Annotated in this window: 18 protein-coding genes; 8 read left to right on the top strand and 10 right to left on the bottom strand. The window is 59.4% G+C overall.

Annotated elements, in window-relative coordinates; translation table 11 throughout:
* The first annotated feature begins 199 nt into the window (after window positions 1-199).
* On the top strand, window positions 200-358 hold the full coding sequence (locus tag M5G26_RS12325) for a hypothetical protein (protein WP_164979430.1): 159 nt from the start codon (window positions 200-202) through the stop codon (window positions 356-358).
* Between the two features lie 135 nt (window positions 359-493).
* Here M5G26_RS12325 and M5G26_RS12320 read toward each other — a convergent pair whose 3' ends face one another.
* On the bottom strand, window positions 494-1,006 hold the full coding sequence (locus M5G26_RS12320) for an MgtC/SapB family protein (RefSeq protein ID WP_273915487.1): 513 nt from the start codon (window positions 1,004-1,006) through the stop codon (window positions 494-496).
* A 124-nt stretch (window positions 1,007-1,130) separates the two neighbouring features.
* On the opposite strand from M5G26_RS12320, the gene M5G26_RS12315 reads away from it, so the two are divergent.
* From M5G26_RS12315 to mapR, 3 genes are all read left to right on the top strand, one after another.
* A complete protein-coding gene (locus tag M5G26_RS12315; RefSeq protein WP_064391076.1) occupies window positions 1,131-1,379 on the top strand; it encodes a DUF3203 family protein in 249 nt (82 codons plus the stop codon).
* A gap of 195 nt (window positions 1,380-1,574) precedes the next feature.
* Complete coding sequence (gene ccoG / locus M5G26_RS12310) at window positions 1,575-3,017, top strand: cytochrome c oxidase accessory protein CcoG (protein ID WP_273915485.1); 1,443 nt, start codon at window positions 1,575-1,577, stop codon at window positions 3,015-3,017.
* Between the two features lie 347 nt (window positions 3,018-3,364).
* The gene (gene mapR / locus M5G26_RS12305) at window positions 3,365-4,774 is read left to right on the top strand and encodes a GntR family transcriptional regulator MpaR (RefSeq protein WP_016985121.1); all 1,410 of its coding nucleotides are present in this window, start codon (window positions 3,365-3,367) and stop codon (window positions 4,772-4,774) included.
* Window positions 4,775-4,923: 149 nt separating this feature from the next.
* Here the strand turns inward: mapR and M5G26_RS12300 are convergent, their stop codons facing one another.
* The 7 genes from M5G26_RS12300 to tpx form a co-directional block, all read right to left on the bottom strand.
* Window positions 4,924-5,670: an SDR family oxidoreductase gene (locus M5G26_RS12300; RefSeq protein WP_273915484.1), complete on the bottom strand. Its 747-nt coding sequence runs from the start codon at window positions 5,668-5,670 to the stop codon at window positions 4,924-4,926.
* 198 nt (window positions 5,671-5,868) lie between these two features.
* Entirely contained in the window at window positions 5,869-7,950 is a 2,082-nt protein-coding gene (locus M5G26_RS12295; RefSeq protein ID WP_273915482.1) for a putative bifunctional diguanylate cyclase/phosphodiesterase, read from the bottom strand.
* A gap of 365 nt (window positions 7,951-8,315) precedes the next feature.
* Window positions 8,316-9,785 (bottom strand): efflux transporter outer membrane subunit, encoded by a 1,470-nt coding sequence (locus M5G26_RS12290; RefSeq protein WP_150708950.1) that lies wholly within the window; start codon window positions 9,783-9,785, stop codon window positions 8,316-8,318.
* Window positions 9,782-12,889, bottom strand: coding sequence for an efflux RND transporter permease subunit (locus M5G26_RS12285; protein WP_273915481.1), 3,108 nt, complete (start codon window positions 12,887-12,889; stop codon window positions 9,782-9,784). Before M5G26_RS12285 ends, M5G26_RS12290 begins: the two co-directional genes overlap by 4 nt.
* A 142-nt stretch (window positions 12,890-13,031) precedes the next feature.
* A complete protein-coding gene (locus tag M5G26_RS12280) occupies window positions 13,032-16,133 on the bottom strand; it encodes an MdtB/MuxB family multidrug efflux RND transporter permease subunit (RefSeq protein WP_273915480.1) in 3,102 nt (1,033 codons plus the stop codon).
* Entirely contained in the window at window positions 16,130-17,437 is a 1,308-nt protein-coding gene (locus M5G26_RS12275) for an MdtA/MuxA family multidrug efflux RND transporter periplasmic adaptor subunit (protein ID WP_273915479.1), read from the bottom strand. The genes M5G26_RS12280 and M5G26_RS12275 overlap by 4 nt, the downstream gene beginning before the upstream one ends.
* A gap of 186 nt (window positions 17,438-17,623) precedes the next feature.
* Window positions 17,624-18,124, bottom strand: a complete 501-nt coding sequence (gene tpx, locus M5G26_RS12270; protein ID WP_273915478.1) for a thiol peroxidase — start codon at window positions 18,122-18,124, stop codon at window positions 17,624-17,626.
* A gap of 337 nt (window positions 18,125-18,461) precedes the next feature.
* Here tpx and M5G26_RS12265 point away from each other — a divergent pair, with 337 nt between their 5' ends.
* Window positions 18,462-18,887 (top strand): YciI family protein, encoded by a 426-nt coding sequence (locus M5G26_RS12265; protein ID WP_273915477.1) that lies wholly within the window; start codon window positions 18,462-18,464, stop codon window positions 18,885-18,887.
* A 111-nt stretch (window positions 18,888-18,998) separates the two neighbouring features.
* On the opposite strand, the gene M5G26_RS12260 is transcribed toward M5G26_RS12265, so the two are convergent.
* Both M5G26_RS12260 and M5G26_RS12255 read right to left on the bottom strand, forming a co-directional pair.
* A complete protein-coding gene (locus tag M5G26_RS12260) occupies window positions 18,999-19,430 on the bottom strand; it encodes a hypothetical protein (RefSeq protein WP_273915476.1) in 432 nt (143 codons plus the stop codon).
* A 182-nt stretch (window positions 19,431-19,612) separates the two neighbouring features.
* A complete protein-coding gene (locus M5G26_RS12255) occupies window positions 19,613-19,981 on the bottom strand; it encodes a DUF6124 family protein (RefSeq protein ID WP_273915475.1) in 369 nt (122 codons plus the stop codon).
* A gap of 650 nt (window positions 19,982-20,631) precedes the next feature.
* On the opposite strand from M5G26_RS12255, the gene M5G26_RS12250 reads away from it, so the two are divergent.
* The 3 genes from M5G26_RS12250 to M5G26_RS12240 are packed head-to-tail and all read left to right on the top strand — an operon-like array spanning window position 20,632 to window position 23,806.
* Complete coding sequence (locus M5G26_RS12250) at window positions 20,632-21,420, top strand: hypothetical protein (RefSeq protein WP_150692818.1); 789 nt, start codon at window positions 20,632-20,634, stop codon at window positions 21,418-21,420.
* Between the two features lie 10 nt (window positions 21,421-21,430).
* Window positions 21,431-22,843 carry a DUF1254 domain-containing protein gene (locus M5G26_RS12245; RefSeq protein WP_273915474.1) on the top strand — a complete coding sequence of 471 codons (1,413 nt, stop codon included), beginning with the start codon at window positions 21,431-21,433 and terminating at the stop codon, window positions 22,841-22,843.
* A 12-nt stretch (window positions 22,844-22,855) separates the two neighbouring features.
* On the top strand, window positions 22,856-23,806 hold the full coding sequence (locus tag M5G26_RS12240; RefSeq protein ID WP_273915473.1) for a SphA family protein: 951 nt from the start codon (window positions 22,856-22,858) through the stop codon (window positions 23,804-23,806).
* Window positions 23,807-23,813: the final 7 nt, after the last annotated feature.

The raw sequence follows: 23,813 nt of genomic DNA, 5'->3' as shown, positions 1-23,813 counted from the left end.
GCCCCAAGGACGCTCTTGTGCCGGATCAGTGTTCACAACGAAGCACCTGCCCCGAAATGAACTCACTTAGGTTCCGAGCGACCGGCGCCGGGAAAAGTTCAGATGAAATTACCGTGTCAGAAAAGCGGATCGAATTGCGTGCAGGGTGGTCAATCCACTTAAGCACTTCTCACGCCATGTGCCACACGGAGGTCATCAGATGAACATCCCGATTCCGGCCGAAACGCCTGATCCGAACATCGACAAACCCACTTTGCCCGAGACTGAGCCGCAACCGGTTCCGGAGCAGGAACCGCCCGGCACCACGCCACCACCGAAGGAAGAACCGCCAAGCACGATGCCGCCCGTCATCGTCTGACTTGCGATAACTGATCGTTCCCACGCTCCGCGTGGGAATGCAGCCCGCGACGCTCCGCGTCCCAAAGCGGACGCGGAGCGTCCATTGAGACATTCCCACGCAGAGTGTGGGAACGATCAACGTGGCAACGATCATTCAGTGTTCATCAGTTTTTTCCTCGTCCTTTTCGAAGAGCTTCACGATGCGCGGCATCACGCTGAAAATCCCCAGCGCCAGCAAGGTACTGAGCAGCGCCGTTGCCTCCCTGCCCAACCCAGCCGCAACACCAATGGCCGCCGTCATCCACAACCCGGCAGCCGTGGTCAGGCCTTTGACATGGCCCTCATCGCCTTCCTTGTTTTTCAGGATAGTCCCGGCACCGAGAAAGCCGATCCCGGCTATAACCCCTTGCACCACGCGGCTCATCGCATCGGATTCCGCCCCTGAAGTCTGCGGCACCAACACAAACAGCGCGGCCCCAAGCGCTACCAGCATGTGCGTGCGCACACCTGCAGCCTTGCCCTTGTGCTCACGCTCGAACCCGAGAATGCCGCCCAGAATCGCCGCCATCAGCAGGCGCACGGTAATGCGCGTCAATTGCGAAGCATCGCCAACGTCGGCGAACTCCGCCTGCAGGGTTTCCCACACTTCATGCCACCACGCGTTCATCGTGCAGTCCTTGTTATTGGGTCTATAGAGGATGGACAGCGGCGACCATTAATCAGTTGCGCAGAACGATCGGCGCAGCCTGCGCCCTAACCTTGCAGACCTCCCTGAAAAAAGGACTGCTCCCATGCCTCTTCGAGTCGATGAATCCAATCCCGAACAAAAAGTGTGTTTTTTCACCGTTGAACATGGCGAGGAAATTCGCATTTGCGACACCCTGGAAGTCATGACGGATAGCGAAAAATCCATGTCGTTCGTGGAAATAGAAGGCCGGCGCGTTTACATCAGCGAAAAAGAAGCCGATGCCTTGACCGTTGCCGGTGCCAAGGACGGACGCAAACACCTGAAAGCCGATGAGAGTGATTCGGTGATTTGACTGACCCTGATCAACACCCCGCGCAAACGTCTGCGATAGGCGTTTGCGCCTTTGTCTGCGGGCTGCTTCAAGTTGTCGCAGGTGCTGCACAGAAACGCATCTGATCTGCTTTTTATTGAAATACCTGAGTCTGTTATGCAAACAGATCGACGCTCATAGTGCTCTGGCCTGATGGAGGCTGATGAGCGAATAACCATGAGCGAACAAATCCCCGTCCGAACCGTAGAAGCATCCCCGACTATTGCTCCTCATATAAAGAAGGTGCCCGCACGCCCAATGAAGGCGACGGCCAAGTCCAGTGACAACCAGATCCACACCCGCAGCTTCACCGGCCTGTTCCGCACCCTGCGCATGAGCGGCGCGGGATTTCTGTTCGTGCTGTTTTTCGGCACCGTGTGGCTGAACTGGGGCGGACGTCAGGCGGTGCTCTGGGACCTTTCCGAAAGCAAATTCCATATCTTCGGCGCGACGTTCTGGCCGCAGGATTTCATCCTGCTCTCGGCGCTGCTGATCATCGCCGCGTTCGGCCTGTTCGCCATCACCGTGTTTGCCGGCCGGGTCTGGTGCGGCTACACCTGCCCGCAGAGTTCGTGGACATGGATCTTCATGTGGTGCGAGAAAATCACCGAAGGCGAACGCAACCAACGCATCAAACTGCAAGCCGCGCCGTGGAGCCTGAACAAACTGGCACGGCGCGCGGCCAAGCACACCTTGTGGCTGGCGATCAGCGTACTGACCGGCCTGACCTTCGTCGGTTACTTCACGCCGATCCGGCCACTGGCTGAAGAATTGCTGACCTTGCAAATCGGCGGTGTCAGCCTGTTCTGGGTGCTGTTCTTCACCGCTGCGACTTACATCAACGCCGGTTGGCTGCGCGAGGCGGTGTGCATGCACATGTGCCCGTATGCGCGGTTCCAGAGCGTGATGTTCGACAAGGACACCCTGGCGATTTCCTACGACGTGGCCCGTGGCGAGAACCGTGGCCCGCGTAAACGCGACGTGAAACCGGTTGAAGCCGGCCTGGGTGATTGCATCGACTGCCAGTTGTGCGTGCAGGTTTGTCCGACCGGCATCGACATTCGTGACGGCTTGCAAATGGAATGCATCGGTTGCGCGGCGTGCATCGACGCCTGTGACTCGATCATGGACAAGATGAACTACCCGCGCGGCCTGATCCGCTACAGTTCCGAGCGTGAATTGCAGGGCGGCAAGACCCACCTGCTGCGTCCGCGCTTGATCGGTTACACCGTGGTGCTGGTGGCGATGATCGGCGCATTGGCATTGGCGTTGGTCGAGCGGCCGATGGTCTCGCTGGACGTGACCAAGGATCGCGGATTGTTCCGCGAGAACGGTTTGGGCCAGATCGAAAACATCTATAGCCTCAAAGTGATCAACAAGACCCAGCAGCGTCAGGATTACAACCTGAGCCTGGTCGACGGCGACGGCTTCCAGTTGCAAGGCAAGACCGAGTTGAGCCTGGCGGCGGGTGAGATCGTCGACGTGCCGGTGTCGGTGGCGATGACCACGGAGCGCCCGGCCAGCAGCTCGCAGACCTTGAGTTTCAAGATTGCCGACAGCGATGAGCCTGAGGTTTACAGCGTGGCGAAGAGCAGGTTTGTTGCGCCGATGAATCGTTGAGCCGTTAGAATCCGCTCCCTCACCCCAGCCCTCTCCCAGGGGTAGAGGGGGCCGACCGAGGTGTCTGTCGCTATACATCGACCTGACAGACCGAGTCGATTGTGGATTCAGCAAAACACTATCAAGCCGAATCGATTGTGGATTCAGCAAAGCACTATCAAGCCGAGTCGATTGTGGATTCAGCAAAGCACTTTCAGGCCGAGTCGATTGTGGATTCAGTAAAGCACTTTCAGGTCGGTGTATTTAGCAAGCATCCCCCAATCAGTCCCCTCTCCCTCTGGGAGAGGGCTAGGGTGAGGGGCAGTTCCCCTGACACCCTCCTATTCAACCAGCACCAAGGCTCCTCGATGAAACGCTACGAAAAATTCGCCGACGACATCGCTGAACTGATCCGCTCCGGCGTCCTTGGCCCCGGCCAGCGCGTGCCTTCGGTGCGTTACGCCAGCCAGACCTACGGGGTCAGCCCGTCCACGGTGTTCCAGGCCTATTATCTGCTCGAACGCCGCGGCCTCATCCGCGCGCGGCCGCGCTCCGGCTACTTCGTCAACACGCACGCGCCGAGCCCGTTCTCGGAGCCGGTGATCAGCAGCCACGTCAATGATTCCACCGAAGTCGACGTCAGCGAACTGGTGTTCTCGGTCCTTGATTCGATCAAGGACCCGAGCACCGTCCCCTTCGGCTCGGCATTCCCCAGCCCCACCCTGTTCCCGCTGCAACGCCTGTCGCGTTCGCTGGCCAGCGCCGCCCGCGAGATGGATCCGCGTATGGTCGTCACCGACATGTCGCCGGGCAATCCGCAACTGCGCCGGCAGATCGCCCTGCGCTACATGGTCGGCGGCCTGATGCTGCCGATGGAAGAATTGCTGATCACCAACGGCGCCCTCGAAGCACTGAACCTGTGCCTGCAAGCCGTCACCGAACCCGGCGATCTGGTGGCCATCGAAGCCCCGGCGTTCTACGCCAGCCTGCAAGTGCTCGAACGGCTGAAACTCAAAGCCGTGGAAATCCCCGTGCATCCGCGCGATGGCATCGACCTCGGCGTGCTCGCGCAAACCCTCGAACGTCACCCGATCAAGGCCTGCTGGTGCATGACCAGTTTCCAGAACCCGATGGGCGCAACCATGCCCGAAGCGAAAAAACAGGAACTGGTAGAACTGCTACGCCACCATCAGGTGCCGCTGATTGAAGACGACGTCTACGCCGAACTTTATTACGGCCAACAGGCACCGAAACCGGCCAAGGCCTTCGATACTGAGGGCCTGGTGATGCACTGCGGCTCGTTCGCCAAAAGCCTGGCCCCCGGCTATCGCATTGGCTGGGTCGCCGCCGGACGCTACGCGCAGAAAATCGAGCGGCTGAAACTGATGACCTCGCTGTGCGCCTCAATGCCCGCGCAAGCAGCGATTGCCGACTACCTGCAACACGGCGGCTACGATCGGCATCTGCGCAAACTGCGTTATGCGCTGGAAGAACAGCAGAGCGCGATGCTCGCGGCGATTGCCCGTTATTTCCCGGCGCAGACGCGGGTCAGCCAACCGGCAGGCGGCTACTTCTTGTGGCTGGAACTGCCACCGCAGATGGATTCGCTGAAGCTGTTTCAGATGGCACTGGCGCAAGGCATCAGCATCGCGCCGGGGCCGATCTTCTCGCCGACGCAGCGCTTCAGGAATTGTATTCGGTTGAATTACGGCAGCCCTTGGACCGAGGATTCGGAAAAGGCCATGGAGACGTTGGGGCGGATTGTGCGGTCGTTCTGAAAGATTGTTGCTGACTGCACTGGCCCCATCGCTGGCAAGCCAGCTCCCACAGTGTTCTATGTCACCGCGTATGTTGTGTACGACACAGAAACCTGTGGGAGCTGGCTTGCCAGCGATGGGGCCGGATCAGGCAACACAAATCCCAACGATCAGCGCCCGCCCCCCAAATCAACAAATGTCCCGGTCGCATACGAAGCCTTATCCGACAACAACCAGACAATCGCCTCCGCCACTTCATCCGGCCGCCCGCCACGGGCCATCGGAATCGCCGACTCCAGTTTACTGACCCGATCCGGATCGCCACTCAAGGCGTGGAAATCGGTATAGATGTAACCCGGGCGCACCGCGTTGACGCGAATCCCCTCGCCCGCCACTTCCTTGGACAAACCGATGGTGAAGGTGTCGAGCGCACCTTTGGACGCGGCGTAATCAACGTATTCGTTGGGCGAACCAAGACGCGAGGCCACCGACGACACGTTGACGATACTGCCGCCCTGCCCGCCGTGCTTGGGCGACATGCGCAAGATCGCGTGCTTGGCACAGAGGATCGGTGCCAGGACATTGGTTTTCATGATTTTCAGAATGCGGAATTCGGACATTTCGTCGACCCGCGACTTTTGCCCGACGGTGCCAGCGTTGTTCACCAGTGCGGTGACCCGGCCCAACTCGGTGTCGACCCGATGGAACAGCGCGATCACTTCGTCTTCGATGCTGACGTCGGCGCGCACGGCGATGGCTTGGACGCCCAATGCGCGGACTTGCTCCAGCACGCTTTGCGCAGCCTGTTCATCCGACTGATAGTTGATGCAGATCCGATAGCCTTGCTCGGCAGCCAACAGCGCCGTAGCGGCGCCAATCCCGCGCCCGCCTCCGGTGATCACAATGACTTTATCCATGCTGGCCTTTCTCCCCCCAATGCACACGTAACAGTCGGGAGGGAGAATAACCGCCATTGACGGGTTTTGCATGAGCTCTGTTGTGTCTGGCCGGACGCCTTCGCGAGCAGGTCGAATCGTCGCACCGTCGCTCCCACAGGGGGTATGCATTCCAAATGTGGGAGCGAGCCTGCTCGCGAAGAACGATAACGCGGTCGATCAGACCGCCACCAGTGCCTGACTGCGCGCAATATCCTGCATGAATTTGTCCGCCGGCATCGGATGCCCCAGCAGATAACCCTGCAACGAATCACACCCCAGCTCAGTCAGAAACGCCTGTTGCACACCGGTTTCAACACCTTCGGCGACAATGCGCAAACCGAGCGCCTGACCCAGCGCAACGATCGCCGAAACAATCGCTGCATCGTCACTGTCATGCTCCAGATCGCGCACAAAACCCCGGTCGATCTTCAGCTCATTGGCCGGTAAGCGCTTGAGGTACATCAGGCTCGAATAACCGGTGCCGAAGTCATCGATCGACAGGTCGACGCCCATGTCCGACAACTCCTGCAATACCGTCATGCTTGCATCGGCATCGCTCATGGCCGTGGTTTCGGTGATTTCCAGAGTCAGGCTGTTGGCCGGCAAGTGGTGAGTGGCCAAGGCCTTGGCCACGCTGCGCACCAGCCCGGTGTGGCAGAACTGCAACGCCGACAGGTTCACGGCGATACGCCAATCGGTGTAACCGAGCACGAACCACTCGCGCATCTGCCGACAGGCTTCATTGAGCACCCAGTCGCCGATCGGGATGATCAGGCCGGATTTTTCGGCCAGGTCGATAAACTTGTCCGGCATCAGCATGCCGTGAATCGGGTGCTGCCAGCGCAGCAGCGCTTCAGCCCCCACCGGGCGGCCGTTGGCGGCGTCGAACTTGGGCTGGTAATGCAAGCTGAACTGGCTGTGTTCCAGTGCCGCACGCAGGTCCTGTAACAACTGCAACTGCTTGCGTGCGTTGTTGTTCATCGACGCATCGAAGAAGCTGTAACCGTTTTTGCCGCCGCCCTTGGCGTGGTACATCGCCGCGTCAGCATTCATCAGCAGTTCCTGCGCGGTCTGGCCATTGCCCGGGTACAGCGCGATGCCGACGCTGGCAGAAATCTGCAAGTCATGTTCGGCGACGCGGAATGACTGCGCGATCAGGCCGACCTGGCGTGCCGCCAGCCCCAGCGCATCATTGGGTTCGCTCAGACGCACCAGCAACACGAACTCATCGCCACCGATCCGCGCCAGTGTGTCGAGGCTGCGCAAGTCTTCACGCAGACGCACACCGACTTCGCGCAACAACTGATCGCCCATGTGATGACCGAACGCATCATTGACCGGTTTGAAGCCGTCCAGATCGATGAACATCAAGGCAAAACAGCCGCCCTGCTCGTTGACCTTTTTCATCGCCTGATTGATCCGGTCGTCCAGCAGCATGCGGTTCGGCAGGCCGGTCAGGGTGTCGTGCAGGGCTAATTGGGTGAGTTCGCGGTTGGCCACGGTCAGCGAGTGCGCGAGATCAGCGGTGCGCGCTTCGAGGCGCGCGTCGAGAATCGAGGTCAGCAAGGCAATCGACAGCACCGCCAGCGTGGTGATCAACACCAGGCTGTCGAGGCCATTACCCTTCAAGCCATTGACGGTGGCGCCACAGAAACTGCCGTCGGGGAACTGCGCGGCGGCCATGCCGGTGTAATGCATGCCGACAATGGCGATGCCCATGATGATCGCTGCGCCGCCACGAATCAGGCGCACATAAGGAGAGTGCTGACGCAGGCGAAAGGCGATCCACAGCGCCGCCGCCGACGCACCGACGGCGATCAGCAACGACGCGCCAAACAGTGTCGGGTCGTAGTCGATTCCCGGGGTCATGCGCATCGCCGCCATGCCGGTGTAGTGCATGGCACTGATGCCGGCGCCCATGATCAGCGCGCCGAACGCCAGTTGCAGAATCGGCAGTTTTGGCTGGCTGACCAGCCACAAGGCAAACCCGCAGGACAACACCGCGATCAGCAGTGACAGCGCGGTCAGAGTGATGTCGTAGCCCAGATCGATCGGCAGCTTGAAGGCGAGCATGCCAATGAAGTGCATCGACCAGACGCCGATGCCCATGGCAAACGCACCGCCGGCGGTCCAGAAATGCACCGCACGGCCCTTGGCCGTGGCAATGCGACCGGTGAGGTCGAGCGCGGTGTAGGAAGCGAGAATCGCCACGCACAACGAAATGAAAACCAGGGTGGAGGAATAACTACCGATGAGCATGGGATTTCTCGTGGCCACCCAACGCGGATTGCGTCCATTCTCGGTCGGGCAAATGCGGCGATTGTACTGATTGCGCAGAAGAACGCACTGACAAAGTAAGCAATTGGCCATCAACCCGATGAAACGCTTGTTCGATCGTCCGACAAGGCTCTGGCGCAGCGTTCACAGCTTTGCTCAAAACCCCGATCGTTCCCACGCTCTGCGTGGGAATGCCTCAGCGGACGCTCTGCGTTCGGCTCTGGATGGGACGCGGAGCGTCCCGGGCTGCATTCCCACGCGGAGCGTGGGAACGATCAACAATCAGTGACTGCTCGGACGCCTTCGCGAGCAAGCTCGCTCCCACAGGTTCTGGACCATGGATAGATTTACTGGGCGTCACTGACATCCAGTTGCCCATCCCAACCACCGCCCAGCGCCGCAATCAGCTGCACGCTAGCAATCAAGCGACTCTGCAGAATATTCAGCACGCTGCGCTCGTTGCTCAGCGCCGTGGCTTGCACCACCACCACATCGATGTAAGCAATCAGCCCGGCCTTGTACTGGTTTTCCGTCAGACGCAGGGAGTCGCGCGCCGCATCGAGTGCTTCCTGGCGCACCGCTGCTTCGTCTTCGTACACCTTGAGCTGCACCAGATAGTTTTCCACCTCGCGGAAACCGTCGAGCACGGTCTGGCGGTACTTGGCCACGGTCTGGTCGTACACCGCTTCAGTGCGGTCAACTTCTGCCGAACGAATGCCACCGTCGAACAGCGGCAACGCCAGTTTCGGTCCCACCGACCAGAAGCGGTTAGGCAGGCTGATCAGGTTTTGCGAGGTGCTGCTGCTGTAGCCGCCGCTCAGACTCAGGCTCAGATCCGGGTAATACGCGGCTTTGGCCACGCCGATGTTGGCGTTGGCGGCAATCACCGAGCGCTCTGCCGAAGCGATGTCCGGGCGGCGCTCCAGCAACTGTGATGGCAGGCTCAACGGCACCTGCGGCAACTTCGGAATGGTCTGCACTTCGGCAATATTGAAATCCGCCGGCGCTTGCCCGGTCAGCACGGCAATCGCATTTTCGAATTGCGCGCGCTGCCAGATCAGGTCGACCAGATCGGCCTGGGTACTTTTCAGTTGCGTCTGCGCCTGGGCCACCGCATCGCGCCCGGAAACCCCGGCGCGGTACTGGTTCTGGGTCATTTTCAGCGAGCGTTCATAGGCGGCGACCGTGGCCTCGAGCAGGCGTTTCTGCTGGTCGATCACGCGCAGTTGCAGGTAGTTCTGCACCAGCTCCGATTGCTGGCTCAGGCGCATGGCCGCCAGATCGGCAAAACTGGCCTGGGCGCTGGCCTCATCGGCTTCCAGTCCACGGCGCAGCTTGCCCCAGACATCGGCTTCCCAACTGACGCCCAGTTCAGCGTTGTAGGTGTCGCGGATGCCGCTGGAGGAACTGCTCAGACTCGAACTGCTGCTGCCAGTGCCTTGGCTGGAGCGGGTCTTGCCCAGGCTCAAGTCAACACTGGGGTAAAACGCCCCGCGAGCGCTGCGCACCAAAGCCTGCGCTTGCCGGTACTGGGCTTCAGATTGCGCGACGGTCTGGTTGGAATTGTTGAGTCTCTCGATCAAGCCGTTGAGCTGTTGATCGCCGTACAACTCCCACCAGGCACCACGGGCCAGCGAGTCGCTGGGGTTGGCCTGGGTCCAGCCCTCGGCTTCTTTGTACTGAGCGATCTCAGCGGTTTGCGGACGCTGGTAGTCCGGGCCGACAGCGCAGGCACTGAGCATCGCCACGCACAGCGACAGGCTCAGCAGACGCGAGCCTCGAACGGTGGCCAGATTGAAAAGCGAACGGTCAGTCATAGCGGAGTTTCCAGAGCAGCGTCAGTGCGCACGCCACGCCATTTATTGAAACGATGGCGCAGCTTGTCGAGATAGAGGTAAACCACAGGTGTGGTGTAAAGCGTCAGCACCTGGCTGAAAATCAGCCCGCCGATGATGGTCAGGCCCAGCGGCTGGCGCATTTCCGCACCCTCGGCCCGGCCGAGCAGCAACGGCAAGGCACCGAGAATCGCCGCCAGGGTGGTCATCAGAATCGGCCGCAGACGTTGCAGACAGGCACTGCGAATCGACTCCAGCGGCGACAGACCTTGATGGCGTTCCAATTGCAACGCGAGGTCGATCATCAGAATGGCGTTTTTCTTCACCACGCCAATCAGCAGGAACAACCCGAGCAACGAGATCAGGCTGAACTCGCCGCCCAGCGCATAGATCGACAGCAACGCGCCAACACCGGCCGACGGCAGGGTCGACAGGATCGTCAGCGGATGGATGTAGCTTTCATACAGCACGCCCAACACCAGATACACCGCCAACAGCGCCCCCAGAATCATGAACGGCTGGCTCTTCTGCGTCGCGGCAAAAGCGTCGGCGGTACCGGCCATTTTCGCGATGACATCTTCCGGCAGACCCAACTTGGCAATCGCCCGTTCGATGGCGGCACTGCCCTGCTCCACCGTCACGCCTTCGGCCATGTCGAAGGAAATGTCTTCGGAGGCGAACTGGCCTTCGTGGCTGACGCGGTCATCTTCCAGGCTGCTCTCATAATGAGCGATCGTCGACAGCGGCACCCGCGCACCGTCAGCGGTGATCACCTGAACCTGCTTGAGCGTCACCGGGTCCTGGGCGTATTTCGGATTGACCTCCATCACCACCTGATACTGGTTGAGGCTGTCATAGATCGTCGAAATCTGCCGCTGGCTGTAGGCGTTGTTCAACACCGAGGTAACCATGTCCATGTCGATCCCCAGGCGCTTGGCCTGATCGCGGTCGACGATCAACGTCACTTGCTGGGCACCCTTGCCTTCGCGCGCGTCGATCGCGGTCAGCTCAGGCAACGCCCTTAACGCGGCAACCACTTTTGGATACCACTTGCGTAACTCACCCAGATCGCCACTTTGCAGGATGTAGCTGTACTGCGAGGTAGTCTGTTCGCGGCCGCCGCCGAATTGCAGGTCCTGATCGGCCATCAGCATCAATTGCGCACCGGGGACCTTGGGCATTTCCTTGCGCAGGCGTTCGATGACTTTCTGCGCGTTGAGCTGGCGTTCCTTGATTGGCTTCAGACGTACCAGCATGAAGGCGTTATTGGTGCCGTTGGTGCCGCCAATGAACCCGGCAACACTTTCCACCGCTTCGTCCTTGAGCACGGCGCGGCGGAAGATTTCCATTTTCGGCTGCATCACACTGAACGACAGGCCGTCGTCGCCGCGTACGAAACCGATCAATTGGCCCGTGTCCTGCTGTGGCATAAAGGTTTTCGGCACCACTACATACAGCGCAACGTTGACCGCGACGGTGATCAGCAGGCTGAGCAACGTCAGGCGCCGGTGGCGCAACACCCAGTCGAGGCTGGTGGCGTATTTGCCGACCATCCAGTCGTTGGTGCGGCGGCTCCAGCGTTGCAGGCGATTTTCCTGCCCCGGCGTGTGTGGCTTCAGCCAACGGGCGCAGAGCATCGGTGTCAGCGTCAGCGAAACCACCAGCGACACGACGATGGCCGCCGCCAAGGTGATGGAAAACTCACGGAACAGGCTCTCGACGATGCCGCCCATAAACAGAATCGACAGGAACACTGCGACCAGCGAAACGTTCATCGACAGCAAGGTAAAACCGACTTCCTTGGCCCCGAGGTACGCGGCCTGCATCGGTTTGACGCCCTCGTCGATATGCCGCGAGATGTTCTCCAGTACAACAATGGCGTCGTCCACCACTAGGCCGGTGGCGAGAATCAGCGCCATCAGCGACAGGTTGTTCAGCGAGAAACCGTAGAGGTACATCACCGCAAAGGTGCCGACCAGCGACACCGGCACGGCCAATGTCGGAATCAGCGAGGCGCGGAAGTTACCGAGAAACAGGAACACCACCAGAATCACCAGCGCCACGGCAATCAGCAGCGTCATTTCGGCTTCATGCAACGTTGCCTTGATCACCGGCGAGCGGTCCATGGCCAGATTCAGCTTCACGCTGGCCGGCAACACCGCTTGCAGTGCCGGCAACTGTGCCTTGATCTCGTTGACCGTCTCGATGATGTTCGCGCCGGCCTGACGGTTGATCACCAGCAGCACGGCCGCGTCATCGTTGAAGAAACCACTGTTGTAGCGGTCTTCGACGCCGTCACTGACCTTGGCCACGTCCTTGAGGCGCAGCGCGGCGCCGTCGGCATAGTGGATGATCAGTGATTCGTAATCCTTGGCTTTTTCCAGCTGGTCATTGGCCTGGATCTGCCACAAGCGCTGGCCGTCCTCGACCGAACCCTTGGGCCGGCGCACGTTGGCATCGGCGATGGTCTTGCGCACATCGTCGAGCGCTACGCCGTACTGGTTCAGTGCCTGCGGTTCGAGTTCGATGCGTACCGCCGGCAGCGAACTGCCACCGATCTGCACTTCGCCGACGCCCTGCACTTGCGAAAGGCTCTGGGACAAAATGGTCGAAGCCAAATCGTAGAGCTGGCCTTTTTCCAGCACGTCCGAGGTCAGCGACAGCACCATGATCGGCGCCTGCGACGGGTTGACCTTCTTGTAGGTCGGCATGCTGCGCATACCGCTCGGCAACAGGTTGCGCGAGGCGTTGATCGCCGCCTGCACTTCCCGCGCGGCACCGTTGATATCGCGGTCGAGGTCAAACTGCAGAATGACCCGGGTCGAACCCTGACTGGAGCGGCTGCTCATGGTGTTGACGCCGGCGATCGCGCCGAACGAGCGCTCCAGCGGCGTCGCCACGGTAGAGGCCATGACCTCCGGACTGGCACCGGGCAGACTGGCCTGCACGACGATCACCGGGAAATCCATTTGCGGCAATGGCGAAACCGGCAACAGACCGAAGCTGACACCGCCGAGCAGCATGATCGCCAGGCTCAGCAGCATCGTCGCCACGGGACGCTTGATGAAAGGACCGGAGAGGTTCATTGACCACAAACTCCGAGTTCACACCCATCCCCTGTAGGAGTGAGCCTGCTCGCGATAGCGGTGTGTCTGCCTCCACTGATATTGAATGTGACGGCCTCATCGCGAGCAGGCTCACTCCTACAGGGGTTATGTGTATGGACAGTCATACCGGCACCTCTTCAGTGTCAGCATTGGTCTTGCCAAAGCGTCGACCGAGGCGGTCGAAATACAGATAGATCACCGGCGTGGTGAACAGCGTCAGCACCTGACTCACCAGCAGACCGCCGACCATCACCAGACCCAGCGGCTGACGCAATTCAGCCCCGGAACCGGTGGCGAGCATCAACGGCACCGCACCAAACAGCGCCGCCAGCGTGGTCATGAGGATTGGCCGGAAGCGCAACAGTGCCGCCTGATAAATCGCCTGCTCCGGCGCCATGCCTTGGGTGCGTTCAGCATCGAGGGCAAAGTCGATCATCATGATCGCGTTCTTTTTCACGATACCGATCAGCAGGATGATGCCGATGATCGCGATCATGCCCAGGTCATTGCCACTGAGCAGCAGCGCCAGCAACGCGCCGACCGCCGCCGACGGCAAAGTCGAGAGAATGGTGATCGGGTGAATATAGCTCTCGTAGAGCACGCCCAGCACGATGTACATGGTCACCACCGCCGCCAGGATCAGCAGCAAGGTGCTCGACAGCGAGGCCTGGAACGCTTCGGCCGCGCCCTGGAACTGGGTCTGCACGCCGACCGGCATGCCGATGTCCTGCTGCACCTGTTCGATGATGTCGACCGCATGCCCCAGCGCCACACCGGGCGCCAGGTTGAACGACATCATCACCGCCGGGAACTGGCCGATATGGGTGATCGCCAGTTGCGCCTGCCGCTCTTCGACATGGGCCAGACTCGACAGGCGTACCTGTGCGCCGTCAGTGGTCTTCACATGAATCTGGTCCAGCGCCTGCGGGCCGATCTTCTCCCCGGCCTGGGCTTGCAGCACTACGCGGTACTGGCTGGCCTGGGTGTAAATGGTCGAGATCTGCCGCTGGCCGAAGGCGTCGTACAGCGCGTCGGTGATGTTCGCCACCGAGACGCCGAGGCGTGACGCGGCATCGCGGTCGATCACCAGATAGACCTGCAAGCCCTTGTCCTGCAAATCACTGGCAACGTCGGTCAGTTCCGGACGTTGTGCCAGCGCTTCGACCAGACGGCCGCTCCATTGACTGAGCAGTTCGGAGTCCGGCGACGACATGCTGAACTGATATTGGGTGCGGCTGACACGGTCTTCGATGGTCAGGTCCTGCACCGGCTGCATGAACAGGCGAATGCCGACCAGTTTGTCCAGTTGCGGTTGCAGACGCGCGATCACTTCAGTGGCCGACAGATCACGCTCACCATGGGGCTTGAGGTTGATCAGCAAGCGCCCGCTGTTGAGCGTGGCGTTATCGCCGTCGACACCGATGTAGGACGACAGGCTCTGTACCGCCGGATCTTCGAGAATGACTTTCGCCAGCGCCTGTTGCCGCTCGCCCATGGCCGCAAAGGAAATCGACTGTGGTGCTTCGGAAATACCCTGAATCACCCCCGTGTCCTGTACCGGAAAGAAGCCTTTCGGCACGACCATATAGAGGAACACGGTCAACGCCAGTGTGCCGATAGCCACCAGCAAGGTCAGTGGCTGGTGCTTGAGCACCCAGCGCAGCATCCGCCCATATTCGGCGATCATCCAGTCGATGACAGCACCGCTGGCCCGGTAGAAACGGCCTTGCTCATGTGCTTCCGGTTCACGCTTGAGCAGACGCGCGCACATCATCGGCGTCAGGGTCAGCGAGACCACCAGCGAAATCAGGATCGCTACCGCCAGGGTGATGGCGAATTCGCGGAACAAGCGCCCGACGACATCGGCCATGAACAGCAGCGGAATCAGTACCGCAATCAGCGACAGCGTCAGGGAGATCAGGGTGAAGCCGATCTGTTTGGCGCCTTTGAGCGCGGCCTGCATCGGGCTGTCGCCTTCTTCGATGAAGCGCGAAATGTTCTCCAGCATGACGATCGCATCGTCGACGACGAAACCGGTGGCGATGGTCAGGGCCATCAGGGTCAGGTTGTTGACCGAGAACCCGGCCAGATACATCACGCCGAAGGTGCCGATCAGCGACAGCGGCACGGCCACCGACGGAATAATCGTGGCACTGGCGCGACGCAGGAACAGGAAGGTCACCATCACCACCAGGGCGATGGCGATGAGCAATTCGTGTTGTACGTCGGTGACCGAGGCGCGGATGGTCTGCGTGCGGTCGGTCAGCACCGTTACTTCGAGGCCGGCCGGCAGGTTATCGGTGATGCTCGGCAGCAGCGCCTTGATGCGGTCGACCACCTCGATCACGTTGGCACCCGGCTGCCGCTGGATGTTCAGCAACACGGCCTGATTCAGGTTGGCCCACGCAGCGAGGCGTTCGTTTTCGGCGCCATCGACGATTTCCGCCACGTCCTTGAGTCGCAACGGCGCACCGTTTTTGTAGGCGAGAATCAGGTTGGCGTAGTCCTCGGGCGAGGTCAGTTGGTCGTTGGCATCGAGCATCGACACCCGCGTCGGGCCGTCGAAGTTGCCTTTCGGCTGATTGACGTTGGAGGCGCCGATCAGGGTGCGCACGTCCGACAGGTTGAGGCTGTTGGCCGCCAGCGCCTCAGGGTTGACCTTGATACGCACGGCCTGACGCTGACCACCGGCAATGCTGACCATGCCGACGCCGCTGATCTGGGCGATTTTCTGCGCCATGCGCGTATCGACCAGGTCATTGAGCTTGGGCAGCAGCATGGTTTTGGAAGTGATGGCCAGGGTCAATACCGGGGTGTCCGCCGGGTTGACCTTGTTGTACACCGGCGGTGCCGGCAAATCGGTCGGCAGCAGGTTGGTCGCGGCGTTGATCGCGGCTTGCACCTGCTGTTCGGCGACGTCCATGTTGATGTCGAGACTGAAACGCAACGTCAGCACCGACGCACCGCCGGAACTGGTCGAGGCCATTTGCGTCAGGCCCGGCATCTGCCCGAACTGCCGCTCGAGCGGTGCAGTCACGGCACTGGTCATCACGTCCGGGCTGGCGCCGGGATACAGGGTCATGACGCGGATGGTCGGGTAATCGACCTGTGGCAGCGCCGACACCGGCAGCAAGCGGTAAGCGATCAGGCCGGCCAGAACAATGGCCAGCATGCTCAGGGTGGTGGCTACCGGTCGGAGGATGAACAGCCGCGAAATGTTCATGCGCCCTTCTTGGCCTTGTCGGTGACAGCAGCGTCAATCGGGGTGGCGGCAGATTTGCCTTGCAGGTGTTCGGTCGGGGTGGTCGGCACTTGATTGCTGTCGTTGACCACTTCCACTTCACTGCCCTCCTTCAGACGGTCAGTACCTTCCAGCACCACGCGGTCGCCGGCAGCCAGGCCTTCGGTGACCACGGTGTTTTCGCCATCACTGGCGCCAATCTTCAATTGGCGAATGGTGACTTTCTTGTCGCCGTCCAGCGCATAAACGAAGGTGCCGTTGGTACCGAACTGGATGGCCGCTGACGGTGCCAGCACTACGCCTTTCAGTGTGTCAGCCAGCAAGTGCACGTTGACGAACTGGTTGGGGAACAGCGCCTGATCGCGGTTTTCGTAGCGGGCCTTGAACTTCAGGGTGCCGGTGGCGACGTCGATCTGGTTGTCGAGGCTTTGCAGCACGCCGGTGGCTTGCAGTTTGGTGTCGCCGCGATCCCACGCTTCGGCTGGCAGCTTGGCGCCACTGCGATAACGGGCGAGCACGGTTTCCAGGCTATTTTCCGGCAGGGTGAAAGCGACGCTGATCGGTTGCGTCTGAGTGATAACAGCGAGGAACGTGGTGTCATTGGCGGTGACAAGGTTACCGACGTCGACCTGACGCAGACCGACGCGGCCGGCAATCGGTGCACGGATCTTGGTGAATTCGAGATTGAGCTTGGCATCGTTGACCGCGGCCTGATTGGTCTTGACCGTGCCCAGATACTGACCGACCAGTGCTTCGGCGGTGTCCAGCGTCTGTTTGGCGATGCTGTCCTCTTTGTACAGACCACGATAACGCTCGACATCGACCTGAGCGTTTTTCAATTGCGCCTGATTCTGCAGCAAGGTGCCTTCGGCCTGCAGCAAGGCGTTCTGGTACGGTCGTGGATCAATCTCGGCCAACAGGTCGCCGGCCTTGACCATCTGGCCTTCTTCGAAATTGATCTTGACCAGCTCGCCGCCCACCCGGCTGCGCACATTGATGGTGTTGAGCGCGGTCACCGTACCCAGCGCCTTGTAATACAGCGGGAAATCACCGGTAACCGCCGGAGCCACGCGCACCGGAATTGGCCCGGCGCCGCCACCGAAGCCCGGCCGCATCATTCCCGAACGCCCGGTGTGCCCGGCCGCAGCCTTGTCTGCGCCCTCCTTGTGGGCTGAACCGGCGGGCCAGAATTTCCAGCACAGGACGGCGATCACCAACAGGACAAGCAGGCTGATCAGCCAGCGACGGGAGTTACGGGGGGACGATTGCATGGAGTGATTAACCATTGGGCGCGTGGGCTTCTTTTACGGGAGGCTGAACGATAAGCACTGATGGGGAATTAGCAAAGCAGCTTTACCGGCAATTTACTTACACCTTACGTTTCAAGGTGTGAGGCAAAACACTGATACACAAATGAAAACGGCCTGGACAGGGCCAGGCCGTTAACAATTGTAAAAGCTTTGTGGCAGAGCTTACTTCAATACGGCCAGAGCGGCGTCGTAGTTAGGCTCTTCAGCGATTTCCTTGACCAGTTCGCTGTGCAGAACATTGTCGTTTTCGTCCAGAACCACGACGGCACGGGCGGTCAGACCTTTCAGCGGGCCGTCAGCGATGGCCACACCGTAGTTTTCGATGAACTCGGCACCGCGCAGGGTCGACAGGTTCTGGACGTTTTCCAGACCTTCGGCGCCGCAGAAACGCGCTTGAGCGAACGGCAGGTCAGCCGAGATGCACAGCACCACGGTGTTGCTGATGTCGTTGGCCTGAGCGTTGAACTTGCGCACGGAAGTGGCGCAGGTCGGGGTGTCGACGCTTGGGAAGATGTTCAGCACTTTGCGCTTGCCGGCAAAGTCTTTCAGGGTGACGTCGGACAGATTGCCGGCAACCAGAGAAAAGGCTGGCGCCTTGGAACCGGCTTGTGGCAACTGGCCATTGACTTGAACCAGATTGCCTTTAAGGGTGACTTGAGCCATGACTTGAGTCCTTCTGATGTTTTGATTGGAAAGCATGCAAGAGGCCGAAGTTAACCACGAAATTGTCCGACGACCTATGCCCTGTTTCGAAATTGTTGGGTGCCTGCCTGAAAAATTGTATACAAAACCAGCGCAATTCCCCATGTGGGAGCGAGCCTGCTCGCGAAGGCGCTGGATCAGTCAGCATAAATGTTGAATGTGACGACCTCTTCGCGAGCAGGCTCGCTCCCACATTGGATTCTGTGGTGTTACTGGTCTTTTATTCAGAGACCCTGTCGATTCACCGCTGGCTCGTTCGACTAAACAACGAATCCCCACAATCCACGGAGTAACCGCCATGCGCTTCATGATCCTTGTAAAAGCCAGCGTCGACTCGGAAGCCGGCATCATGCCCAGTGAAGAGCTGATCACCGCGATGGGCAACTTCAACGAAGAACTGGTCAAGGCCGGCATTCTCATCGATGCCGACGGCCTGCACCCGAGCAGCAAAGGCGCGCGCGTACATTTCTCCGGTGACAAACGCACGGTCATCGACGGGCCGTTCATCGAGACCAAAGAACTGGTGGCCGGTTACTGGATCTGGGAAGTGAAATCCAAAGAAGAAGCCATCGAATGGGTGAAGCGCTGCCCTAACCCAATGTCAGGCGATTCTGATATTGAAATCCGCCAGATTTTTTCTGCCGAAGACTTCGGCGCCGAGTTCACCCCCGAAGCGCGTGCGCAAGAAGAACGCGTTCGCGAACAAGCCAAGAAAAACAGCTGAACCAGATATCCCCATGTAGGAGCTGCCGAAGGCTGCGATCTTTTGATTCTGTTCTTAAAACACAAGATCAAAAGATCGCAGCGTCGTTTCACTCGACAGCTATGGAACCGATCAGTCGGGCATAGTGCGGATGATGTCAGCCAGATCATCCTTGGTTATTTCATTGGCCTTGATCGCAGCGGCGACATCTGTTCTGGAAAGCGGAAAACGTTTGAAAGTTTCTTTCAAGGTTTCCTCATCAACATTGTCCAGCCAGAGCGGATCGATAAATGAACCGCCATACTCAGGCCTCATGGTTACTTCTTCGTGTGCAATTGCGCCTTTATGGTTGAGATACACCACATAACGGTCATGCCCTTCACGAAAGCTTTTATCGTGATAAAGCGTAGTGCCCAAAGGCAGAACATAGTAGTTCTCGTCGCCATTTGGCCCTTCAATCAGCAACGGCTCTTTGGTTTTGATCATTTTCCTGTCGTGCCCTTTCCCGATATCACCAAAAATCAGAAAAGCCAAAAAGACCGCATTGACGGATAAAACTGCCACCAGCCATAGGCTAATCCGCCTGTTTGTAACCATCTTCCTTATCAAACCTTTGCTCCTGCAATTGTCACGGTTATGCCCGACCGTGATTCAAGGGACGCTCCGCGTTCCAGCTTGCGAATTTGACGCAGAGCGTCAAGGGCCGCATTCCCACGCAGAGCGTGGGAATGATCATTCAAGAGCGATCAGTTTTTGAGTTCGACGTGATCGAGGGCTTGGTTGACGGCCAGTTCCCCCAGCATGACGACCTGTGCGATCCCCAGTGCAGTCTTGCGCTGTGAGGTTTCCAGCGATGCGGCGAAATTCATCAGCATTTCGCTGGCCGAGCCGAGGGTTTCGCTGGCGTTGGCTAGAAGAGATTCGGTGTTGTACCTGGGATTGGCGAGGTACATGGGTTCCGGCTCGTTGGCGCTGGACATGATGCGGGCGGCGGGATTGAGGTAGTAGTCGAGGGCGCGGTCGGCGGCTTCGTGGAGTTTTTTACTGTCGACCGAGGCGTAGGGGGATGTGCTGTCGGCGTCTGATTCTGGGGGATTGGGTGTTGGTTTTTTCATGGTGTAACTCCGCTGAAAGTTGGAGCTGTCCCATTCGGTTTCCGGACGAAGAGGTGGCAGCTGTACGCAGGTTGGAAACCCGGGCAGCGGCGACCCGGTCGACCCGAAGGTCTCCCGCGCACAGCCGCCATAACGGACTGCACACATTCGAAGTGCGCAAGGATACGTTATGAAAGGCGTGTACGCGCCACTAATACCCGTCGGGGTTTCCAGTCCCGGTCGCTGATTTGGCAGCGACGAACACAGGCTAGAGACCCGACGTCCGACGGACAACCTGAAAACCTTGTGGGAACGTTCCGCAAATTCAAAACAACCTTTAAACATCCCGAATTGAAATACGCACAGGTAGGAGCTGCCGAAGGCTCGGGCCGCGATCGGACGATCTTTTGATTTTGCATTTAAAAAACAAGATCAAAAGATCGCAGCCTCGTTTCACTCGACAGCTCCTACACCGTAAGCAATGGAATAGTTGGTACACAATCACCTGTGACCCCGTACACAAAACCAAAGAATTAATCCATTCGCCTGGCTAACTCCCGATTAGCTGCTAGCGTCATTCAGACGTGTCCTACAGGCTTGATAAGAAAGGGATTACGCAGTAACGGCCGCGAAGTGCCAAGTATCCAAAAGCCACCAGGGAATCGGGGATGATGTTCAATCGAGTGGGGAAGACTCTTTTTCTGGCGAGTTCGCTGGCGGCTGCGTGTTGCGCGCAGGCGGATAACGCCGAGGACTCGAACAAGAGCAACAACCCGTTGAACATCGCCCCCGGCGCGAATCTGCAGGATTACTACACCCCTAAGCTTTACGACAGCAACGCGCACACCAATGACGTGTTGCTGCGCGGCACCCTGCCGATTGCCCCGAACGATTTCATCGGCGTGCCGCAACTGGTCCGCGCGACACTGCCGATCAGCACCCGCCCCGATCCGCACAAGGGTTACAGCACCGGCATCGGCGATCTGAACCTGTTCGATATTTTCATTCTTAAATCCGAAGGCGTGCAACTGGGCGTAGGCCCGTTGATCACCGCGCCGACCGCCGAACAGGACGAACTCGGCACCGGGAAGTGGCAAGGGGGTCTGGCTGCGGTGGCTATCGATGCCTCACCACGCGGCCTGCTCGGCGCGCTGGTGCAGTACCAAAGCTCGTTTGCCGGCGACAACGATCGCCCCCATGTCGAAAGCGCAACCCTGCAGCCCTTCATCATCCATAACCTGGAAAAAGGCTGGTATCTGCGCTCCACCGGCACCTGGACTTTCGACCTGAAAAACGACACGCACTACATCCCGATCGGCCTAGGTTTCGGCAAAGCCTGGAAGTCCGGCAGCAATATTCTCAACGCCTTCGTCGAGCCGCAGTGGACGGCCGACCGCAAGGGCGATGGCCTACCGCAGTTCACCCTCTATGCCGGTCTTAACGTGACGTTCGGCAAATAAGGAATTCGCTATGCACGCAACCCTCAAAGCCGCCGGTTTCAGCTTGATGACGATGTTTGTCAGTTGCGGCGTCGGCGCCCAGGATTTCCCTGCCGACCTGCAGGAAGCGCGCAGTATCGCCAAGGACGCGTACCTCTACGGTTTCCCGGTGGTCGAGATGTACAAAACCCTCTACACCCAGGCCATCGACAGTAAAAGCCCCAACTACAAGGCCCCGCTGAACCAGATCGGCAACACTGCCAAAGCATTCACCGCCAAAGACACTGCGTTTGTCACGCCCAACGCCGACACACCCTACTCCTTCGTCTGGATGGACTTGCGCACCGAGCCGCTGATCCTGACCCTGCCGCCGATCGAAGAACACCGTTATTACTCGGTGCAGCTGATCGACGCCTACACGCAGAACTTCGCTTATCTGGGCACGCGGAGCACGGGTAACAACGGTGGTCATTTCATGATTGCCGGGCCTGACTGGCAAGGTCAGCAACCGGTCAACATCGACCGCCTGCTGCGCAGCGAAAGCAACATCACCTACGCGCTGTACCGCACGCAGTTGTTCGATGAAAAGGACCTGGCCAAGGTCAAGCAGATCCAGAAAGGCTACAAGGTCGAAACCCTCAGTCAGTACGTCAAACAAAAAGCCCCGGCGCCGGCACCCAAGGTCAGCTGGCCGAAACCGACGCCGACCATGAGCGAAACCCCGGACCTGTTTCGTTACCTGAATTTCATGCTGGCATTCACGCCGCCGCAGGATGTCGAGAAGGATCTGCTCGCACGCTTCAGCACAATCGGCATCGGCGCCGGCCAGCCGTTCGACCTGAAGAAACTCTCCGTCGAGCAACGCAAAGCGCTCGAAGACGGCATCAGCGATGCCAAAGCCGAATTTGCCGCGTTCAAAAAAGACAAGGTCGACACCCATCAAGTGACCAGCGGGGATTTCTTCGGCACCCGCGATCACCTCAAGGGCAATTACCTGTACCGCTACGCCGGCGCCAACATGGGCATCTTTGGCAACTCCGCTGAAGAAGCGAATTACATCGGCTATTTCGTCGACAAGGACGGTCAGCCAGCCGACGCCTCGAAACACGATTACACCCTGCATTTCGACAGGGGCGCCCTGCCCCCGGCGGACGCGTTCTGGTCGCTGACGATGTACGACGGCAAAACCAAACTGTTGGTGGCCAATCCGTTGAATCGCTACCTGATCAACTCGCGAATGCTGCCGGATCTCGCGCTCGACGCCGACGGTGGCTTGACCCTCTATGTCCAGCACAGCAATCCCGGCAAAGACAAACAGGCCAACTGGCTGCCAGCGCCGAACGGGCCGTTCTACGGCATCTTGCGTCTTTATCTGCCGAAACCAGAAGTCGCCAGTGGTGAATGGAAAATGCCGTTGCTCAACCCGACCCTTTCAAAACAATAAGCGGAGTTTTTGATGATCAAGCCCAATGTAGTGCGCCCGCTGTTGGCGCTGTGCATGATCGGCAGTCCTCTGCTTTACGCAGCAGAGGGCGGCGTCGGCCGACCGATCACCGGTCAACAGGTGTTTTCCAATGCCGGGATCGTCCCACCCGAGCCGGGCTGGGTCATGTCGCTCACCAGCATCTGGTACGACGGCTCGCTCAAGGGCAGTAGCGGTGCACCGATTTCCGGCGCAGTCAGCGGCGGGATCGACATGAAAGTCTCCTACACCATGGCCAACTTCACTCATGTCTGGGACACCGGCAAGGGCCGCTGGAATTACGCCTCGGCCGTGGGCATTCCCGTGCAATACACCGACATCAAAGCCAGCATCACCGGCCCGCGCGGACGGACGTTGGGGGACAGTGACTCAGGTACGCAATTCGCCGACGCGTTGATCACGCCGATTGCCGCCGGCTACCACTTCGATAAGCTGAACCACATCTCGTTTTCGCTGCCGATCTACGTGCCAACCGGTGCCTACAACAAGGATCGCCTGGCCAACCCGGGACAGAACAACTACACCTTCATGCCAACGGTGGCGTTCACGCATCTGGATGGCAAGGGCGGCGAACTCACGCTGTCCAGCGGTCTTGAGTTCTATACCGAGAACGACGCCACCGACTATCGCAACGGCAACATCTTCACCCTCGACGCGCTGTGGACCCATGGTTTTGGCAATGGCTGGAGCGCGGGTATTGCGGCCGGCTACATCCAGCAACTCACCGATGACAAAGGCCAGACCGCCGACACGTTCAATGGCTATCGCGGACGCTCGGTGGGCGCCGGCCCGGTGATCGGCTGGGCCGGTAAATTTGCCGATGCGCAAGCCAATATCAGTGCGCGCTGGGTGCCGGAGTTCGATACCAAGAACCGCCCTGAAGGCAACGGCTTCAGCGTCAATCTGACCCTGGCCTTTTTCTAGACCGGAC

The sequence above is a fragment of the Pseudomonas sp. TNT2022 ID642 genome (assembly GCF_028656995.1).
GTDB lineage: Bacteria > Pseudomonadota > Gammaproteobacteria > Pseudomonadales > Pseudomonadaceae > Aquipseudomonas.
This window is presented reverse-complemented; position numbering and strand designations above follow the sequence as displayed.

What these genes read in the sequence shown, in the direction of transcription:
- M5G26_RS12280 (WP_273915480.1), bottom strand. Translation starts at nt 16,133, where the DNA reads ATGAACATTTCGCGGCTGTTCATCCTCCGACCGGTAGCCACCACCCTG.
- M5G26_RS12265 (WP_273915477.1), top strand. Translation starts at nt 18,462, where the DNA reads ATGCGCTTCATGATCCTTGTAAAAGCCAGCGTCGACTCGGAAGCCGGC.
- M5G26_RS12250 (WP_150692818.1), top strand. Translation starts at nt 20,632, where the DNA reads ATGTTCAATCGAGTGGGGAAGACTCTTTTTCTGGCGAGTTCGCTGGCG.
- M5G26_RS12255 (WP_273915475.1), bottom strand. Translation starts at nt 19,981, where the DNA reads ATGAAAAAACCAACACCCAATCCCCCAGAATCAGACGCCGACAGCACA.
- M5G26_RS12325 (WP_164979430.1), top strand. Translation starts at nt 200, where the DNA reads ATGAACATCCCGATTCCGGCCGAAACGCCTGATCCGAACATCGACAAA.
- M5G26_RS12285 (WP_273915481.1), bottom strand. Translation starts at nt 12,889, where the DNA reads ATGAACCTCTCCGGTCCTTTCATCAAGCGTCCCGTGGCGACGATGCTG.
- M5G26_RS12290 (WP_150708950.1), bottom strand. Translation starts at nt 9,785, where the DNA reads ATGACTGACCGTTCGCTTTTCAATCTGGCCACCGTTCGAGGCTCGCGT.
- tpx (WP_273915478.1), bottom strand. Translation starts at nt 18,124, where the DNA reads ATGGCTCAAGTCACCCTTAAAGGCAATCTGGTTCAAGTCAATGGCCAG.
- mapR (WP_016985121.1), top strand. Translation starts at nt 3,365, where the DNA reads ATGAAACGCTACGAAAAATTCGCCGACGACATCGCTGAACTGATCCGC.
- M5G26_RS12295 (WP_273915482.1), bottom strand. Translation starts at nt 7,950, where the DNA reads ATGCTCATCGGTAGTTATTCCTCCACCCTGGTTTTCATTTCGTTGTGC.
- M5G26_RS12275 (WP_273915479.1), bottom strand. Translation starts at nt 17,437, where the DNA reads ATGGTTAATCACTCCATGCAATCGTCCCCCCGTAACTCCCGTCGCTGG.
- M5G26_RS12315 (WP_064391076.1), top strand. Translation starts at nt 1,131, where the DNA reads ATGCCTCTTCGAGTCGATGAATCCAATCCCGAACAAAAAGTGTGTTTT.
- M5G26_RS12320 (WP_273915487.1), bottom strand. Translation starts at nt 1,006, where the DNA reads ATGAACGCGTGGTGGCATGAAGTGTGGGAAACCCTGCAGGCGGAGTTC.
- M5G26_RS12300 (WP_273915484.1), bottom strand. Translation starts at nt 5,670, where the DNA reads ATGGATAAAGTCATTGTGATCACCGGAGGCGGGCGCGGGATTGGCGCC.
- M5G26_RS12240 (WP_273915473.1), top strand. Translation starts at nt 22,856, where the DNA reads ATGATCAAGCCCAATGTAGTGCGCCCGCTGTTGGCGCTGTGCATGATC.
- ccoG (WP_273915485.1), top strand. Translation starts at nt 1,575, where the DNA reads ATGAGCGAACAAATCCCCGTCCGAACCGTAGAAGCATCCCCGACTATT.
- M5G26_RS12245 (WP_273915474.1), top strand. Translation starts at nt 21,431, where the DNA reads ATGCACGCAACCCTCAAAGCCGCCGGTTTCAGCTTGATGACGATGTTT.